General features: G+C 68.8%; 15 protein-coding genes. 8 read left to right on the top strand and 7 right to left on the bottom strand.

All coding sequences use genetic code 11. From position 1 onward, the window contains the following. Window positions 1-14: 14 nt before the first annotated feature. A complete protein-coding gene (locus tag ACKI2N_RS24045) occupies window positions 15-872 on the bottom strand; it encodes a LysR substrate-binding domain-containing protein (RefSeq protein ID WP_426990942.1) in 858 nt (285 codons plus the stop codon). A 184-nt stretch (window positions 873-1056) separates the two neighbouring features. Here ACKI2N_RS24045 and ACKI2N_RS24040 point away from each other — a divergent pair, with 184 nt between their 5' ends. From ACKI2N_RS24040 to ACKI2N_RS24025, 4 genes are all read left to right on the top strand, one after another. After that, window positions 1057-2073 carry a TRAP transporter substrate-binding protein gene (locus ACKI2N_RS24040; protein WP_420997680.1) on the top strand — a complete coding sequence of 339 codons (1017 nt, stop codon included), beginning with the start codon at window positions 1057-1059 and terminating at the stop codon, window positions 2071-2073. Next, on the top strand, window positions 2070-3947 hold the full coding sequence (locus ACKI2N_RS24035; RefSeq protein ID WP_420997681.1) for a TRAP transporter large permease subunit: 1878 nt from the start codon (window positions 2070-2072) through the stop codon (window positions 3945-3947). Before ACKI2N_RS24040 ends, ACKI2N_RS24035 begins: the two co-directional genes overlap by 4 nt. Before the next feature lie 58 nt (window positions 3948-4005). Further along, the gene (locus ACKI2N_RS24030; RefSeq protein WP_420997682.1) at window positions 4006-4860 is read left to right on the top strand and encodes an isocitrate lyase/PEP mutase family protein; all 855 of its coding nucleotides are present in this window, start codon (window positions 4006-4008) and stop codon (window positions 4858-4860) included. A 185-nt stretch (window positions 4861-5045) separates the two neighbouring features. Next, window positions 5046-6011 carry a LysR substrate-binding domain-containing protein gene (locus ACKI2N_RS24025; protein ID WP_420997683.1) on the top strand — a complete coding sequence of 322 codons (966 nt, stop codon included), beginning with the start codon at window positions 5046-5048 and terminating at the stop codon, window positions 6009-6011. Between the two features lie 29 nt (window positions 6012-6040). On the opposite strand, the gene ACKI2N_RS24020 is transcribed toward ACKI2N_RS24025, so the two are convergent. From ACKI2N_RS24020 to ACKI2N_RS23995, 6 genes are all read right to left on the bottom strand, one after another. Next, the gene (locus ACKI2N_RS24020; protein WP_420997684.1) at window positions 6041-7180 is read right to left on the bottom strand and encodes an enolase C-terminal domain-like protein; all 1140 of its coding nucleotides are present in this window, start codon (window positions 7178-7180) and stop codon (window positions 6041-6043) included. Between the two features lie 2 nt (window positions 7181-7182). Next, entirely contained in the window at window positions 7183-8157 is a 975-nt protein-coding gene (locus ACKI2N_RS24015; protein ID WP_420997685.1) for an ABC transporter substrate-binding protein, read from the bottom strand. A gap of 56 nt (window positions 8158-8213) precedes the next feature. Further along, complete coding sequence (locus ACKI2N_RS24010; RefSeq protein ID WP_420997686.1) at window positions 8214-9272, bottom strand: carbon-nitrogen hydrolase family protein; 1059 nt, start codon at window positions 9270-9272, stop codon at window positions 8214-8216. 92 nt (window positions 9273-9364) lie between these two features. Next, on the bottom strand, window positions 9365-10363 hold the full coding sequence (locus ACKI2N_RS24005; RefSeq protein ID WP_420997687.1) for an ABC transporter substrate-binding protein: 999 nt from the start codon (window positions 10361-10363) through the stop codon (window positions 9365-9367). Between the two features lie 68 nt (window positions 10364-10431). Continuing rightward, window positions 10432-11286 (bottom strand): ABC transporter permease, encoded by an 855-nt coding sequence (locus tag ACKI2N_RS24000; RefSeq protein WP_420997688.1) that lies wholly within the window; start codon window positions 11284-11286, stop codon window positions 10432-10434. 20 nt (window positions 11287-11306) lie between these two features. Then, window positions 11307-12077 (bottom strand): ABC transporter ATP-binding protein, encoded by a 771-nt coding sequence (locus ACKI2N_RS23995; RefSeq protein WP_420997689.1) that lies wholly within the window; start codon window positions 12075-12077, stop codon window positions 11307-11309. Between the two features lie 329 nt (window positions 12078-12406). On the opposite strand from ACKI2N_RS23995, the gene ACKI2N_RS23990 reads away from it, so the two are divergent. From ACKI2N_RS23990 to ACKI2N_RS23975, 4 genes are all read left to right on the top strand, one after another. Then, the gene (locus ACKI2N_RS23990; RefSeq protein WP_420997690.1) at window positions 12407-12877 is read left to right on the top strand and encodes a DUF305 domain-containing protein; all 471 of its coding nucleotides are present in this window, start codon (window positions 12407-12409) and stop codon (window positions 12875-12877) included. Between the two features lie 81 nt (window positions 12878-12958). Beyond that, complete coding sequence (locus ACKI2N_RS23985) at window positions 12959-14377, top strand: YncE family protein (protein WP_420997696.1); 1419 nt, start codon at window positions 12959-12961, stop codon at window positions 14375-14377. Window positions 14378-14465: 88 nt separating this feature from the next. After that, complete coding sequence (locus ACKI2N_RS23980; RefSeq protein WP_420997691.1) at window positions 14466-15005, top strand: RNA polymerase sigma factor; 540 nt, start codon at window positions 14466-14468, stop codon at window positions 15003-15005. Then, window positions 15002-15835 carry an anti-sigma factor family protein gene (locus tag ACKI2N_RS23975; protein ID WP_420997692.1) on the top strand — a complete coding sequence of 278 codons (834 nt, stop codon included), beginning with the start codon at window positions 15002-15004 and terminating at the stop codon, window positions 15833-15835. Before ACKI2N_RS23980 ends, ACKI2N_RS23975 begins: the two co-directional genes overlap by 4 nt. The last annotated feature ends 64 nt before the right edge of the window (window positions 15836-15899 follow it).

The following is a 15899-nucleotide window of genomic DNA, read 5'->3' as shown; positions in this document are numbered from 1 at the left end:
CTGCCGCGGCCGGCTCACGCGGCCGCGGCCTTGCTGCGGTCGCGCACCTGCCGGATGAACGCGCGCACCGCCGGCGCCTTCTCGTGGCGCCGGTGCGCCACCGCGATCTCGGTTGGCACCACGCCGCCGTGAATCTCCCGGTAGACCACGTCGGGAATCACGATGTGGTCCACCACCGAATGCGGCACCACCGCCACCCCCGCCCCCAGCGACACCATCGTGACCACCGCCACCAGGCGGCCCGGACGCGTCACGATCTGCGGATGGAACTGGCCGCGCCGCCCGATCTCCAGCGTGCCCGACTCCTGCTCCGGCAGGATGAAGCGCTCGTCGCGCAGTTGCGCCGGATGCACCACGTCCAGCCTGGCCAGCGGCGACTCCGCATGCAGCGCCAGCACGAAGCGTTCCCTGGCGATCACGATGCCGTCGATGCCGACCGGATAGGTCACGGGCGGGCGCAGGAACGCCACGTCCAGCGTGCCCGCCTCGATCAGCTGCGGCAGCCGCGCCAGCGCGCCCTCGCGCAGGTTGACCTCGAGGTCGGGATAGTGCTTGCGGTAGATCGACAGTTCCGCCTGCAGCACGCCGGAATACGCCGTCGAGGCGATGTAGCCCACCTCGATGCGCCCGATCTCCCCGCGCCCGGCGCGGCGCACCGATTCCTCGGCCTGGGCGAACTGCTCCAGCGCGCGCCGCGCTTCGATCTGGAACACCTCGCCGGCCGACGTCAGCGAGACCGAACGCGTGGTCCGGTTGAACAGCCGCACGCCCAGCATGCGCTCGGCTTCCTGGATCTGCTTGGTCAGCGCCGGCGGCGAGATGTGCAGCAACTCCGCCGCGCGCACGAAATGCAGGCAATCAGCCACGGCCATGAAGCAACGAAAATGGCGCAATTCCATGATTTACAAAGGATTTTTCTATTAACCAGACGGAAATTATTTAGCGGTACATTGATAATAGCCGCCGTCTTCCGACGGTCTAGACTTGCAACGCTGAAGCGCCCGGGCACCGCCTGCGCGCACGGCATTCCAACGAGACCAAGCGAGACAGACCGTCATGACGACACGGAGAACCTTCCTCAAGACCGCAGCCGTAGCTACCACCGCACTTTCCCCGGTAGCTTACATCCGCGGCGCCAGCGCCGCGCCGGAATACAAGCTGCGCTTCGGCAGCTACCAGCCGCCCTCCCATCCGGTGAATATTCGCGCCAAGGAAATGGCCGACAAGATCCGCACCGAATCGGGCGGGCGCGTGGACTTCCAGGTCTACCCGAACTCGCAGCTCGGCAGCGATACCGACATGCTGTCGCAGCTGCGCGCCGGCTCCATCGACTTCCTCGCCTTGTCGCCGCTGACGCTCGGCACGCTGCTGCCGGTGGTGCAGATCAGCGGCATCGGCTTCGCCTTCAAGGACTACGCGGCGGTCTGGGCGGCCATGGACGGCGAGCTCGGCGCCCACCTGCGCAACGAGATCGGCAAGACCTCGCTGTTCGCCTTCGACCGGATCTGGGACAACGGCTACCGGCAGATCACCACCAGCAGCCGCCCGATCGCCACCCCGGACGACCTCAAGGGCATGAAGATGCGCGTGCCGCCGGCGCCGATCTGGACGTCGATGTTCAAGGCGTTCAATGCCTCGCCCACCACCATCAGCATGCAGGACGTCTACACCTCGCTGCAGACCAAGGTGGTCGACGGCCAGGAGAATCCGCTGGTGCTGATCGAGGCGTCCAAGATCTACGAAGTGCAGAAGTACTGCTCGCTGACCAACCACATGTGGGACGGCTTCTGGTTCCTCGGCAACAAGGCCAAGTTCGGCAAGCTGCCGGCCGACCTGCAGCAGATCGTCACGCGCAACGTCAACGAGGCGGCCCTCAAGCAGCGCGCCGATACCAGGAAGACCAACGACGCGCTCGTCGACGACCTGCGCGGGCGCGGCCTCAAGTTCAACAACGTGGAGCAGGAAGCCTTCCGCGCCAGGCTCCGCGCCGCCGGCTTCTACGCCGAATGGCACCGCCGCTTCGGCGACGAGGCCTGGAGCCTCCTGGAGAAGTTCGGAGGAAAGATCTCGTGATCGAACGGCCCCTGATCCCGGCGGCCGCGCTGCATCCGTCGGCCACGCCCCTGCTCGGGGCGCACCGGCTGCTGATGCGCTGCGTGGGCGCGCTGGCCGCGTGCCTGGTGGTGGCGGAAACCTGCATCCTGCTGGCCGGCGTGGTGTCCCGCTACGTGTTCGACAATCCCCTGGACTGGACCGACGAGCTGGCCTCCACGCTGTTCATCTGGCTCACCATGCTGGGCGCGGTGCTGGCGCTCGACAAGGGCGAGCACATGCGCCTGACGGCGCTGGTGAACCGCCTGTCGCCGCGCTGGCAGGCGTGGCTGCAGACCATGGCGGCACTGGTGGTGTGCGCCTTCGTGATGCTCATCATCGCGCCCGCCATCGGCCACGCGCACGACGAGATGGAGATCACCACGCCCGCGCTGGGCATGCCGGCCGGCTACCGCGCCGCCGCGCTGCCCGCCGGCGCGGTGCTGATGGCGCTGACCTCGCTCGCGGGCCTGCTCAAGCGCGCCTCGCTGCGCGACGCGCTACAGGCGCTGGCCGTGCTCGCGGTGGTGGCCGGCCTGCTGTGGCTGGCCGGGCCGCTGCTGCTGTCGATCGGCAACTACAACCTGCTGATCTTCTTCGTGCTGCTGCTCGGCGCGGCCATCGCCGCCGGCCAGCCGATCGCCTTCGCGTTCGGCGTGGCCACGCTGGCCTACATCGGGCTGGCCACCGATTCGCCGTACTCGGTCGTGGTGAGCCGCATCGACGAAGGCATGTCGCACATGATCCTGCTATCGGTGCCGCTGTTCGTGCTGCTCGGCGCATTGCTGGAAATCAGCGGCATGGCCAGGTCGCTGATCGACTTCATGGCCGCGCTGATCGGCCACACGCGCGGCGGGCTGCAGTTCACGCTGCTCGGCGCCATGTTCCTGGTCTCGGGCATCTCCGGCTCCAAGGTGGCGGACATGGCCGCCATCGCGCCGGCGCTGTTCCCGGAGATGAAGAAGCGGGGCTGCAAGCCGGAAGACCTCGTGGCGCTGCTGTCGTCGACCGGCGCGATGACCGAGACCATCCCACCGAGCATCGTGCTGATCACCATCGGCGCCGTGTGCAGCGTCTCCATCACGGCGCTGTTCACCGGCGGGCTGATGCCGGCCGTGGTCGCCACGCTGGCCATCGCGGCGGTGTGCTGGGCGCGCGCGCGCCGCGAGCCCGCGCCGGGGCTGGCGCGCGCGCCGCTGCGCGTGGTGCTGCGCACGCTGCTGTTCGCCGTGCCCGCGCTGGCCTTGCCGGTGCTGATCCGCTACGCGGTGGTCATGGGCGCGGCCACCGCCACCGAGGTGGCGACCGTGGGCGTGGCCTACATCGTGCTGGTCGGCATGATCGGGTATTTCCTGTACCGCAACATCGACCTGCGCCGGCTTTATCCGATGCTGGTCGAGACCGCGACGCTGTCCGGCGCGATCCTGCTCACCATCGGCATGGCCACCGCCATGTCGTGGGCGCTGACCCAGTCCGGCTTCTCCGCCGACGTGGTGGACCTGATGGTGCGCGCCTCCGGCGGCGCGCCGGGCTTCCTGCTCATCACCATCCTGGCCTTCGTCATCCTCGGCAGCGTGCTGGAAGGCATCCCGGCGATCGTGCTGTTCGCTCCCCTGCTCTTTCCCGTGGCCAAGACGCTCGGCATCAACGAGGTGCACTACTCGATGGTGGTGATCCTGGCGATGGGCATGGGCATGTTCTCGCCGCCGTTCGGCGTGGGCTTCTATGCGGCCTGCTCGATCGGGCGCGTCTCCGCGGACGCCGTGTTCGGGCGCGTGTGGGGCTACCTGGGCGCGCTGCTGCTGGCGCTGCTGGTGGTGGCCTTCGTGCCGTGGCTGTCGGTCGGCTTTCTCTGACCCCGCACCGGGGCCCCGCGCGGCGGCCCCGGGCTTTTCTCCTCCTGATCCCATTCCCATGACTTCCAAAGCAGAACTGCGCCTGCGCTTCAAGGCGCTCTTCGACACCGGCGCCACCATCCCCGCGGTCGGCGCCTTCGATCCGCTCAGCGCCTTGCTGGTGCAAAAGGCGGGCTTTCCCGTGGTCTACGTCGGCAGCTACGGCGTGGCGTCCTCGCGCGGGCTGCCGGACGTCGGCCTGCTCACCATGGACGAACTGGTGGCGGCCGTGCGCGCGGTGGCGGACGCGGTCGACCTGCCGGTGGTCGCCGATGCCGAGAACGGCTTCTACAACCCCGCCAACATCTGGCGCGCCGTGCGCCTGTACGAACAAGCGGGCGCCTGCGCGATCCACATCGACGACCATGAAAGCGGCAAGCACTCCGACCTGCCGCGCCGCCTGCTGGCGCTCGACGAGATGCTCGCGCGGCTGCGCGCCGCGCTGGACGCGCGGCGGGACCCGAACTTCACCATCATCGCCCGCACGGACGCGGCCTGGGCCACCGGCAACATCGAAGACGCCGTGACGCGCATGGCGGCCTTCGCCAAGGCCGGCGCGGAAGTGGTGTTCGCCACCGGCATCAGCGCCACGCAACTGGGCGCGGTGCGTTCCCGCATTCCCGCCCACGTGGTGCTGGTCAACACGCCGCCCGAGACGCTGGCCCAGGAGCGCGCCGCCCGCGTGCAGATGGCGATCTATCACAACTTCTGCCTGAACGCCGCGACCCACGGCGTGGCGCGCGCGCTGGCGCAGTTCCACGCATCGCTCGACGTCTCGGCCGCGGCGGGCGTGATGGACAAGGTCGATGACGTCGAGGCGCTGCTGGACTACCAGGGCTACAACCAGCGCGGCGCCCACTACGGCATGCGCTAGCCGCGGCGGCCGGCGCGCGCGGACTTCACCTCGCGGCGCCCGTCCCGGCACGACGACACCGTGCCGGGACGGCGCGGCGCGAAGCGCGCCGCCGGCCACATGCGCCATGGTTTCCGGCAGCTTACGGCACGCTTCTTGCTAGTTACGAGGAGCCTTTCCACCGCCTGCCTCTGCGCGCATTTCCCGTGTCGACCATCTCCTCCCGCCTGCCGCCCATCCACTGCCTGCTGGCATTCGAGGCCCGCGCGCGCCTCAAGAGCGGCGTGCTGGTGGCGCAGGAGCTGGCCATCACCCCCAGCGCGGTCAGCCACCGCATACGGCAGCTCGAGGACTTCACGCGGCTGACGCTGTTTACCAAGGTCAACGGCGAGATCATCCTCACGCCGGACGGCCAGTCTTATCTCGAAACGGTGCGCAGCGCGCTCTATGCGCTGAGCTACTTCCCGACCTCGCGCGGCAGGACGATCAAGCCGCGCGCCAAGCTCAGGCTGAGCTCGCCGCCGACCTTCGCCACGCAAGTGCTGCTGCCGCGCCTGGGCCTGATCAAGGAGCAGTTCCCGCAACTGGAGATCGACATCCAGCTCTCGGTGCCGCTGATCGGCGCCAAGGCCGAGCCGGCCGACATCGAGATCCGCTTCGGCGACGGGCGCTACACCGGCCGCAAGGTGGTGCGGATACTCGACGAGCAGGTCACCGCCGCGTGCAGCCCCGCCTACGCAGAACGGCACGGGCCGTTCACGACGTACCCGGACCTGCTGCGCGCGGACCTGCTGCGCTGCTCGATCGAGCCGTGGCGCCCGTGGTTCCAGGCTGCCGGCCTCGACTGGGAGGAACCGAACAGCATGTTCCAGTTCTCCGACGTGGGCCTGTTCGTCGACGCGGCCGCCCACGGCATGGGCATCGCGCTGGCCCGCCCCGCGCTGATCCAGTCCCACCTGGCGAGCGGGCGCCTGATCACGCTTTACCCGGCCACCACCGCCACGCCCTACTACGCTTATTACGCCACCTGCCCGCCGGAAGCCTACGAACGCCCCGAGGTGGAAGGCTTCATCGAATGGCTGGAGAAAGAGCTCCACACCACCGCGCCCGGCGCATACGGCGGCGCGGGCAAGCCCAGGCGGCGCGCGCGGCCGGGCGAGCCGCGGGCGTAGCGCCGCCCGCATGGCCGCCCGGGAACCGCTCACACCAGGTACCGGCGCACCTGCTCTTCATTCCACGCCATGCCGTGGCCGGGCCGGCGCGGCACGCGCACGTAGCCGTCCGCGACCTCGACCGGCTCCGCCAGCACCGGCTCGGCCATGCGGAAATACTCGAGCAGGTGCGCGCCCGGCGTCACCGTCATCAGGTGGGCGCTGGCCTCCTGGTAGAAATGGTTGGAGACCGGCACGTTGCGCGCGCCGCACAGCGCGGCGGCATCGAGCCAGCCGCTCACGCCGCCCACCTTGCCGAGGTCCGGCATCATCAGGTCGGAGGCGCCGGCGCGCAGGCTCTCGCCGACCTGCGCCGGGCCCCACAGGTTTTCGCCAAGCTGGATCGGCGTGTCGACGGCGGCGGCGATCTGCGCGTGGCCTTGCAGGTCGTCGTAGCGCGTGGGCTCCTCGATCCACGCCAGGCCGTAGCTATCGAGCGCCTTGCAGCGGACCACGGCCTCGGCCACGGACAAGCTCTGGTTGTAGTCGACCAGCAGCGCCGCGTGTCCCTGCATCGCCGCCAGCGCGGCTTCCACGATCTCCAGGTCCGTGGCCAGCGACGGATGGCCGATCTTGATCTTGACGAAACGGAAGCCCTGCTCGACCGCCGTGCCCACATGGCGCACGATCTGCTCGCGGTCTTCCATGCCGAAGCTGGCATAGGCGCGCACGCGGTCGCTTGCCGACAGGTCCGCGCCCAGCAGCGCGGCCAGCGGCTGGCCGAGGAACTTTGCCCAGGCGTCCCACAGCGCCATGTCGATCGCGGACAGCACCATGTCGAGCAGGCCGACGCTGCCCAGCAGCGTGAACCTCGCGCGCAGGCCGGCCATGACCCGGCGCGGCGCCAGCGCGGCGCCGGCAAGCTGCGCCGTCACGTCCTCGCACAGCGCGGCCACGGCGCGCAGCACGGCGGGCGTGTAGGTGAACAGGTAGGCGTGGCCGGTCACGCCGGCACTGGTGTGCAGGTCGAGCAGGATCATCGGCGCGGCCTGCATCGTGCCGCTGGCCGTGCGCAGCGGCTGCGCGAACGGCACCACGAGCTGGCGCACGCGGCAGGCCCGGATCGTCGGCAGGTCCGCGCCGCCCGCCATGCGCTCGCCCATGATGGCTCCCCAGAAGGCATCGGCCATGGTCAGTTCCCCAGCGCGGCCTGGATGTATTTGCGCGAGACCACCTTGGCGTAGTCCGGCATGGCCTTGAGGTTGCCTAGCTCGACCTGCGTCGCCATGGCGTTCTCGAACGCCTTGGGGGAAATATCCACCGAGGTCGAATAGATCTGGCCCTGGATCATGCGGCGCACGGCGGCGTCGATGACCTTGGGCTCCAGCGACGGGAATTCCGCCCTGGCGATGGCGATGGTGCCCTCCACGTCCTTCTGCATGTAGACCACGGCCTGCTGGAGCGCCTTGACGAAGCGCGTGGCGGTGTCCGGGTCCACGCCGCGGCGGGTGCTGATGGCGGCCACCGTGTACTCGCTGGCCATGCTGGAAAAGCCGTACACCACCTTCATGCCCTTGGCCGCGACCTGGTCCAGGCCGGGCTGGTACAGCACCCCGAACCTGGCCTGCCCGGCCAGCAGCGGCCCCGGCTCGGAGCCGATCTGGACCTGCGATATCCTGACGTCCTTGCCGGGCGTGAGGCCGTTCTGCCTGAGCAGCTTCATGAACAGCGACGTGCTGGTGGTGGGCATCTGGCCCGTCACCACGGTCTGGCCCTTGAGGTCGGCAACCGAGTCGAACTTCGCGTCGGGCGCCGCGGCGATCCAGAACGACGGCCGGCTCACCACGCTGGCGATCACCTGCACGTCGGCGCCCTTCTCCGCGGCGATGGCGCTCCATTCGGGGCCATGCAGCGAGAAATCGGCCTCGCCTGCCAGCAGCGCCGACAAGGCCGCGTTGGCCGAGCCCGCGGTCTGCTTGGCCACGCTCAGGCCCTGCTTGTCGAAGAAACCGCCGTCGATGGCCACGTAGACCGGCAGCAGCTGGATGGACTGGAACAGCTGCGACAGTACGACTTTCCTGTTCTGCGCGAGCGCAAGCTGGCTCGCGCCGAGCAGGCAGGCCAGCGCGACGAGGCGGGGCAGGAAACGCTTGAGGCGAAAAATCATGATGACGCTCCGGATGGCGGGATTGGCTGGCGCGGCGCGCGGCGCGCGCCCGCGCCTCAGTTGACGGCTTCGGCTTCGGGCAAGCCCTTCCAGGCGCGCTCGCCGTACTCTCCGTTGGCGCCATTGGCGCCATCGCCGCCAGCGCCGCCGAAGTCCGCCGGCGCGTGCGCGTGGCGGCGCACCTTGAGGTCGAAGACGTCGAAGCGGTTGTAGTAGCCCACCACGTCCTGGAACTGCTTCGGCACCACGCAGCGGGCGATGTCGATGTCCGCGTAGGCAATGCCCTCCTCGTCGCGCAGCACCTCGCTGATGGGCGCGCCGTCCGGGCCGAGGATCATCGAGACGCTCCTGGACGCTTCGTCGATCATGCGGTGCACGGCGGGGTTGCCGCGCGCGACCATGTCGATCACGGCGGGCTGCAGGTAGCTCGACGACACCACGTTGAACAGCTTGCCCTCGAAGGCATGGGCGCCGGCGCGCAGCTTGATCGACGCTTCCAGATCGTAGGCGGGCTGCCCCGCCGGATGCGTGGGGAAGCGCGGCGAGAAGCTGGACACATGCACGTTCTCGCCCTGCGACATCAGCGCGAAGCGCGCCAGCGCATTGGTGTTCTCGCCGCAGATCAGCGCGCCGATGCGGCCGATGCGGGTGTCCACCACGCGCAGGCCGCTGCCGTCGCCCATGGCCCAGACCAGCTTCTCGTAATAGGTCGGCATCAGCTTGCGGTGGCGGTTGAGGATGCTGCCGTCGTCGCCGACCAGCACGTTGGTGTCCCACACGCAACCGACGCTGTTGGGCGTCGACTCGTTGATGCCGATCGAGACGAACACGCCGTGCTCTTTCGCGGCGCGGCGGATCCTCGCCATCTCGGGGCCGTCGATGTCCACCGAGGACGCCGCGAGCTTGACGAAGAACTCGTGGGTCTCCACCGGCGCCCACACGCCGGCCCAGACCGGAAAGGCCGAGACGAAGGCCTCGGGAAACGCGACCAGCGAGGCGCCGTTGCGCGCGGCCTCGGCGATCCAGTCGCAGGCCTTGTCGATGCAGGCATCGCGGTCGAAGTAGACCGAGGAGATGTGGCAGGCCGCGGCCTTGAAGGAGGGATAGGTTCTCATGATCGTTCTTGCAGGCAACAGAAGAGGTAAGCGGTGGCGCGAAGCGCCATCGCGGCTGGAAACAGGTCAGGGGTGAAGGAAACCGCGCCGGCCTAGCGGGCGGCGTCCGCGCGCGCGATGCCGCCGTCGATCAGCTTCCTGGCGATCAGCGTGTCGTAGTCGGGCTGGCTTTTCAGGTTGCCCAGCGCGATCTGCGTGTCCATGGCGATGCGCAGCGCGTCCGGCGAGATGGCGACCGTGGTGGCATAGACCTGCTCGGCCAGCATGCGCTTGACGGCGGCCTCGACCACGGCGGGATCGATGGAAGGAAACTCCGCCCGGGCGATGGCGACGGTCTCGGCCGGATGGGTGTTCATGAAACGCAGGGCGGACTCCATCGCCGCGACGAAACGCTGGGCGGTGTCGGCGTCGACGGACTTGCGCGCGGTGATGGCCGACAGCAGGTAAGGGCCATACTGCCGGGGAAAGCTGTGGACGACCTTGAAGCCCTTGGCCACCGCCTGCTCCAGCGCCGGCTGGTAGAACACGCCCACGGTGGCCTGCCCGGCCAGCAGCGGGCCCAGCTCGGCGCCGGCCTGCACCTGCTTGACGGTGATGCCGGCGGCGGCCGGATCGACCTTGTTGTCGCGCAGCAGCCTGGAGAACAGCGAGGTGCTGGCGATCGGCATCATGCCGGTCGACACGGTCTGGCCGGCGAAGTCCTTCGGCCCGCCGTACTTCAGGTCCGGCGCCGCGGCGATCCAGACCGCGGCGCGGTTCACCACGCCGGCGATCACCTGCACGTCGGCACCCTTGGAGGCGGCGATGGCGGTCCATTCGGGGCCGTGCAGCGAGAACTCCGCGCTGCCCGCGATCACCGCCGACAGCGATGCGTTGGGCGAGCCCGAGGTCTGCTTGGTCACCAACAGCCCCTGCTGCGTGAAGAAGCCGTGGTCGAGCGCCACGTACAGCGGCAGGAACATCACCGACTGGAACAACTGCGACACCACCACCTTCTTCGGTGCCTGGGCCTGGGCCGGCGCGGTGGCGGCCGCCACCAGGGCCGCGGCCAGGCCCAGCATGCATGCGGTCCGCTTGAACAGGGTTTTCATGAAAGGCTCACGGGAAATGGACGGAAGGAACGACGGGAGGAATGGACGGGACGGCAAGAGAGCGCGCCTCAGACATTGAGGCTGGCGTGGTGCACATCGTCCTTCCAGGGCAGCAGCTTGCGCTCGACGTAGTCGATGGCGAAGTACAGCCCGAAGCCGATGACCATCAGCGTGAACAGGCCGGCCCACACCGTATTCAGGTCGTAGAGGCCCGACGCGGTGAAGATCATGTGGCCCAGGCCGTGCTCCGACGAGATGAACTCGCCCACCACGGCGCCCACCAGGCCGAAGCCGATGTTGATGCGGAACGTGGCGATCATGGCCGGCAGCGAGGACGGCACGATCACCTTGAAGAACACGTCGTGCTTTTCCGCGCCCAGCGTCACCAGCAGGGTCTGGAAATCGACGTCGGCGTCCTTGGCCGCCTGGTAGGCCGCGATCAGCGCCACGATGGCGGTCAGCGAGACGGCCAGCGCGACCTTCGACACCAGTCCCGTGCCGAACCACAGGATCACGATGGGGCCGAACGCGATCTTGGGAATGCTGTTGACCGCGATGATGAACGGCTCGGTCAGGCGCGCGATGAACGGCGAATACCACAGGGCCAGCCCGAGTACCGACCCCGCCAGCGTGCCGATCACGAAGCCCAGGATCGACTCCATCAGCGTATAGCCGCTGTCGCGCAGCAGGTCGCCGCTGGCCATGCCGCGCGCCAGCGCCTTGTAGATCTCGGCCGGCGAGCCGACCATGAAGGACGAGACCCAGCCGATGTCGGCGCCAAGCTGCCAGACCCACAGGAACAGCGCCATGGCCGCGACCTGTATGGCCGAGCGCCCCCAGCCGTTGTCCAGGACATGCGTTTTCTTCTTGCGGCGCGCGCGCGCCGGGGCAACCGGCGGGGCGCCGGAAATAGCGTGGCTCATGTTCACTCCCGTTTGGAAAATCAATGCTGGCGCGTCTGGATGTCCAGCTCGGCGCATAACTGGTGGAAATACCCGGAGAAATGCGGATGGCTGCGCGCCCCGATCGGCGACTTCTCGCCGATGTCGATGTCGTAGACCTGCTTGACGTGCGACGGTTTGCCCGCCAGCACCACCACCCGCTTGGACAGGGCGACCGCCTCGTCGATGTCGTGGGTGACCAGGATCACCGTCTTCTTGAAGGTGTCGACCGCCTCCAGCAGCACGCCTTCCAGATACAGGCGCGTCTGGTAGTCGAGCGCTGAGAACGGCTCGTCGAGCAGCAGCACGTCGGGGTCGGAGATCAGCGTGCGGATCAGCGCCACGCGCTGGCGCATGCCGCCCGACAGGGTCTTGGGATAGTTGTTCTCGAAGCCGCCGAGCCCGAAGGTGTTGAGATATTCCAGCGCATTGTCGCGGGCCTCCGCGGCGGGCATCCTTTTCAGCTCGGGCGCCAGCATGACGTTCTCGAGCACGGTGCGCCACGGGAACAGCAGGTCGCGCTGCATCATGTAGCCGACCTTGCCGCGCAGGCCCGTGACCTGCTGGCCGCGATAGGTGATCTCGCCGGTGTCGGGATCGAGGAGCCCGGCGATGATGTTGAAGATGGTGGTCTTGCCGCAGCCGCTGGGGCCGATGATGCTGACGAAATCCTGCTCGTTCACGTCGAAGGTCAGCCCGCCCAGCACGTCGACCGTCTTTCCCTTGGCCGGGAAGGACTTCTTGACACCTTTGAGGCTCAGTAGCTTATGCATGATGTTGGATCCGGAAATGGCGATGGGCACGGGAAATATCGGGATTTGCGGAACGGAGGCGTTTCAAACCGACGGGTCCATCATCACGGTTCGCCGCCGCTTTGGAAATTGAAAGAGACAACCTCGGGGATGCAGGATTTTTCAATGCCCCCGCAATGCGCCGGCCGGCGCGGGCCGCGCACGCATGCCGCGCCCCTTGCGGATGTGTTCTTCTAGCCGCACCGGGAGCCGCCCCGAAAAAATATGCGCGGCGGCGGAATAAGCGCGGCCGGCCGGCGTCTACCCCCTCAACGGCCCCCCCGGGGCCTCATGACGACAAGGGGAAAAGGATGGCGACCCTCCACGATTCACCGCGCCGGCTGGCCCGTGCCTGCGCGGGCCTGATGCTGGCGCTCGCGCTGGCGGCTGCGGCCGCATCGGCCACCGCAGCCGCCAACGCAGCCGCAACCGGGTCGGACCAGGAAAGGTTCATGGCCGAGAACGACGCCGCCATGACGAAGATGATGGATGGCATGGCGGTCAAGTCCAGCGGCGACATCGACGCGGACTTCGCCGCGATGATGATCCCGCATCACCAGGGCGCCATCGACATGGCGATGTCCGAGCTGCGCTACGGCCACAACGAGCAATTGCGGCGCATTGCCCAGGAAATCATCGTCGACCAGTTGCAGGAGATCGCCGCCATGCGGCTGGCGCTCGGCCAGCCGCTGCCCCCGTCCGAGGCGGCGCCGACGCAGGCGGCCGCTCCCGGCCAGCCGGCCGGACCCGCCGCCCACAACCACGCCATGCACGCACACTGACAACAAGGCCAGACCATGACCCGCAATCCCTTCCGGAAAACCGCCTCCCTCGCCCTGCCCCTGGCGCTGCTGCTCGGCGGCATGGGCGCCGCCTGCGCCGGGCAGGCGCCCGGCGCGCTGAGCGCCGCCGACATCCCGGTCAGCCACCGCGACCGCATCTATGCCGCCGAGCAGTTCTCGAACACCGTCTCGGTCACCGATCCCGCGGACAACAAGCTGCTGGGCGTGATCCGCCTCGGCGACCCGGCGCCCGGCAATTTCAGCCCGCTGTACCGCGGCCAGGTGCTGGTGCACGGCATGGGCTTCTCGCCCGACCACCGCACGCTGGCCGTGGTGTCGATCGGCTCGAACTCGGTCTCGTTCATCGACACCGCCACCAACGCCGTCAAGCACGTGACCTATGTGGGCCGCTCGCCGCACGAGGCGTTCTACACGCCGGACGGCAAGGAGGTGTGGGTGACGGTGCGCGGCGAGAACTACATTGCCGTGCTCGATGCCCGCACCTTCGCAGAGAAGACCCGCATCACCGTCGCCGGCGGGCCCGGCATGCAGATCTTCTCGCCGGACGGCAAGTACGGCTACATCTGCTCGTCGTTCAATCCGGACACCGCCGTGGTCACCGTGGCCGACCACAAGATCGTCGGCCACGTGAAGCAGGAAAGCCCGTTCTGCCCCAACATCGCCGCCACGCCGGACGGCAAGCAGGTGTGGTTCACGCTCAAGGACGTGGGCCGCACCCAGGTCTTCGAAGCGCGGCCGCCGTTCCGCGCGCTCAAGACCCTCGAGACCGGCCCGATCACCAACCACGTGAACTTCGCCCGCACCGCGGGCGGCACCTTCGCCTACGTCAGCGTCGGCGGCCTGAACCAGGTCAAGGTCTTCCGCACCGACGACTTCTCCCAGGTGGCGACCATTCCGGTGGGCAGCCTGCCGCACGGCGTGTGGCCGTCCGGCGACGGCACGCGCATCTACGTCGGCCTGGAAAACGCCGACCAGCTCGCCGCCATCGACACCGGCACCAACCAGGTCGTGGCCAACGTGCCGATCGGCCAGGCGCCGCAGGCCATCAACTACGTGCCGGACGCCGTGCCCGAAGGCGCCGGCACGGACGGCCTGCAGCAGCTCGGCGTGGCCGGCCAGACCACGCAGTTGAAGCTGTTGTCCGTGGTGGACGACAAGCCGGCCGCGGCGGACAACGCGCCGACCAGCGTCACGCTGTTCGACCAGGGCCTGCTCCAGGTGCTGCAGGCCTCGGCGACGGGACTGCAGCCGAAGCAGCAATATGTCCTCGCGCTGGCCGGCCAGGCCGACGGCACGGGCATACTGGAGCCGCTGGCGTCGTTCATGACCAATCCCGCGGGCTCGGCCATCGTCAACGCCATCGGCCCGATTCGCCAAGTCGTGCAAGGCAGCGGCGGCACGCAGGCGCGGCGCTACCTGGTCATCGCGCCGTCCGTGGACGGCAAGCCGGCCGCGCCCGTCCAGGTGCAGGCGCTGTAGGAACGGCACCCGCGCCAGCCGGCGGCCCGCGGATGCGGCACGATGCCGCGCGGCCGGGCGTACCAGAGAGGACATTGCAGTGAAAGACATGTTGCATCAAGTCGAGCCGCTGATACCGGCGCTGCGCCGCTACGCGCGCGCGCTGCTGCGCGAGCAGGCGGCCGCCGACGATCTGGTGCAGGACTGCCTGGAAAAGGTCATCACCTACTGGGACAGCCGGCGCAGCAACGATGACACGCGCAGCTGGGTATTCGCCATCCTGCACAACCTGGCCGTCACCGCGCTGCGGCGGCGCGCCGGCGGCCTGGGCATGCACGTCGCGCTCGAGGACATCGACGAATCGCTGCTGGCGTCGCGCGCCACCCAGGAAGACACGCTGCGCTACCGCGACCTGATGAACGCGCTCGACGCGCTGCCGGCGGACCAGCGCAGCATACTGCTGCTGGTCTCGGTGGAAGACATGTCCTACGCGGACGCCGCCCGCGTGCTGGACATCCCGATCGGCACCGTGATGTCGCGCCTGTCCCGCGCGCGGGAGAAACTGTCGAGGATCATGGAGACCGGCGTGGCGAACGTGGCGAACGCCACGGCGGCGGCCACGAAGCCTGCATTGCGGAGGGTGAAATGAGCGATAACCGGAACGACAAGGGAACCGACAGCGGGAACGATGGCCGGCCGGTGCAGGAAGAAGAACTGCTGGCCTACGTCGACGGCGCGCTGGACGACGCGCGCCGCCGCCAGATCGACGAATACCTGCGGCACCATCCGGACGTCGCGCGCCGCGTCGATGGCTATATCGCCCAGCGCGCGCAACTGCGCGCCGCGTTCGCGCCCATCGCCGAGGAGCCGGTGCCGCCGCAGCTCAACCTGCGCCGCATGCTGGAGGCGCGGCGCGCGCGCACCGGCACGCCGTGGCGGCTGGCCGCGTCGGTCTTCGTCGCGCTCTGCCTGGGCGGCATGGGCGGCTGGATCGGGCGCGCCGCCACCGAGCCCGCCACCGGCGGCATCGCCGCGCTCGCGCGCGAGGCCACGGCGAGCTACCAGGTGTTCGCCTCCGACCCGGTGCGCCCGGTGGAGATCAGCGCCAGCGACAGCGCCGACCTGCTCAAGTGGGTCTCCGCGCGGCTGCGGCGCCCGGTGGCCCTGCCCGATCTCGCCAGCGCCGGCTACCGCTATATCGGCGGGCGCCTGGTGGCCACCGAGCATGGCCCGGCCGGCCTGTTCATGTACGACGACGGGCACGGCACGCGCGTGGCCATGCTGGTGCGGCCGATGGCGGTCGAGCAGAACATGCCGATGAAGGCCCACGCGCAAGCCGGCGTCGCCGGGTATTCGTGGGCGGCCCAGGGGCTGGGCTACAGCCTGGTGGCGGCGGACTCGACACGGGGCCTGCATCCGCTGGCCGACGAGATGCGGCGGCAGATCGGCGAGCAGGCGCGCAAGGCGCCGCCGGCGTAGGACGCCCGGCAGCGAATTTCAACATCGCTTGAGATCATTTCAATACCCGCGCCGGGCGTTTGCC

The organism is Cupriavidus sp. 30B13, from assembly GCF_049059565.2.
GTDB lineage: Bacteria > Pseudomonadota > Gammaproteobacteria > Burkholderiales > Burkholderiaceae > Cupriavidus.
This window is presented reverse-complemented; position numbering and strand designations above follow the sequence as displayed.

Bases quoted from the DNA above. Each gene is read 5' to 3' on its own strand.
- ACKI2N_RS24020 (WP_420997684.1), bottom strand. From the start codon at position 7,180: ATGGCCGATGCCTTCTGGGGAGCCATCATGGGCGAGCGCATGGCGGGC.
- ACKI2N_RS23975 (WP_420997692.1), top strand. From the start codon at position 15,002: ATGAGCGATAACCGGAACGACAAGGGAACCGACAGCGGGAACGATGGC.
- ACKI2N_RS24005 (WP_420997687.1), bottom strand. From the start codon at position 10,363: ATGAAAACCCTGTTCAAGCGGACCGCATGCATGCTGGGCCTGGCCGCG.
- ACKI2N_RS24045 (WP_426990942.1), bottom strand. From the start codon at position 872: ATGGCCGTGGCTGATTGCCTGCATTTCGTGCGCGCGGCGGAGTTGCTG.
- ACKI2N_RS23980 (WP_420997691.1), top strand. From the start codon at position 14,466: ATGTTGCATCAAGTCGAGCCGCTGATACCGGCGCTGCGCCGCTACGCG.
- ACKI2N_RS23995 (WP_420997689.1), bottom strand. From the start codon at position 12,077: ATGCATAAGCTACTGAGCCTCAAAGGTGTCAAGAAGTCCTTCCCGGCC.
- ACKI2N_RS23985 (WP_420997696.1), top strand. From the start codon at position 12,959: ATGGGCGCCGCCTGCGCCGGGCAGGCGCCCGGCGCGCTGAGCGCCGCC.
- ACKI2N_RS24015 (WP_420997685.1), bottom strand. From the start codon at position 8,157: ATGATTTTTCGCCTCAAGCGTTTCCTGCCCCGCCTCGTCGCGCTGGCC.
- ACKI2N_RS24010 (WP_420997686.1), bottom strand. From the start codon at position 9,272: ATGAGAACCTATCCCTCCTTCAAGGCCGCGGCCTGCCACATCTCCTCG.
- ACKI2N_RS24040 (WP_420997680.1), top strand. From the start codon at position 1,057: ATGACGACACGGAGAACCTTCCTCAAGACCGCAGCCGTAGCTACCACC.
- ACKI2N_RS23990 (WP_420997690.1), top strand. From the start codon at position 12,407: ATGGCGACCCTCCACGATTCACCGCGCCGGCTGGCCCGTGCCTGCGCG.
- ACKI2N_RS24000 (WP_420997688.1), bottom strand. From the start codon at position 11,286: ATGAGCCACGCTATTTCCGGCGCCCCGCCGGTTGCCCCGGCGCGCGCG.
- ACKI2N_RS24030 (WP_420997682.1), top strand. From the start codon at position 4,006: ATGACTTCCAAAGCAGAACTGCGCCTGCGCTTCAAGGCGCTCTTCGAC.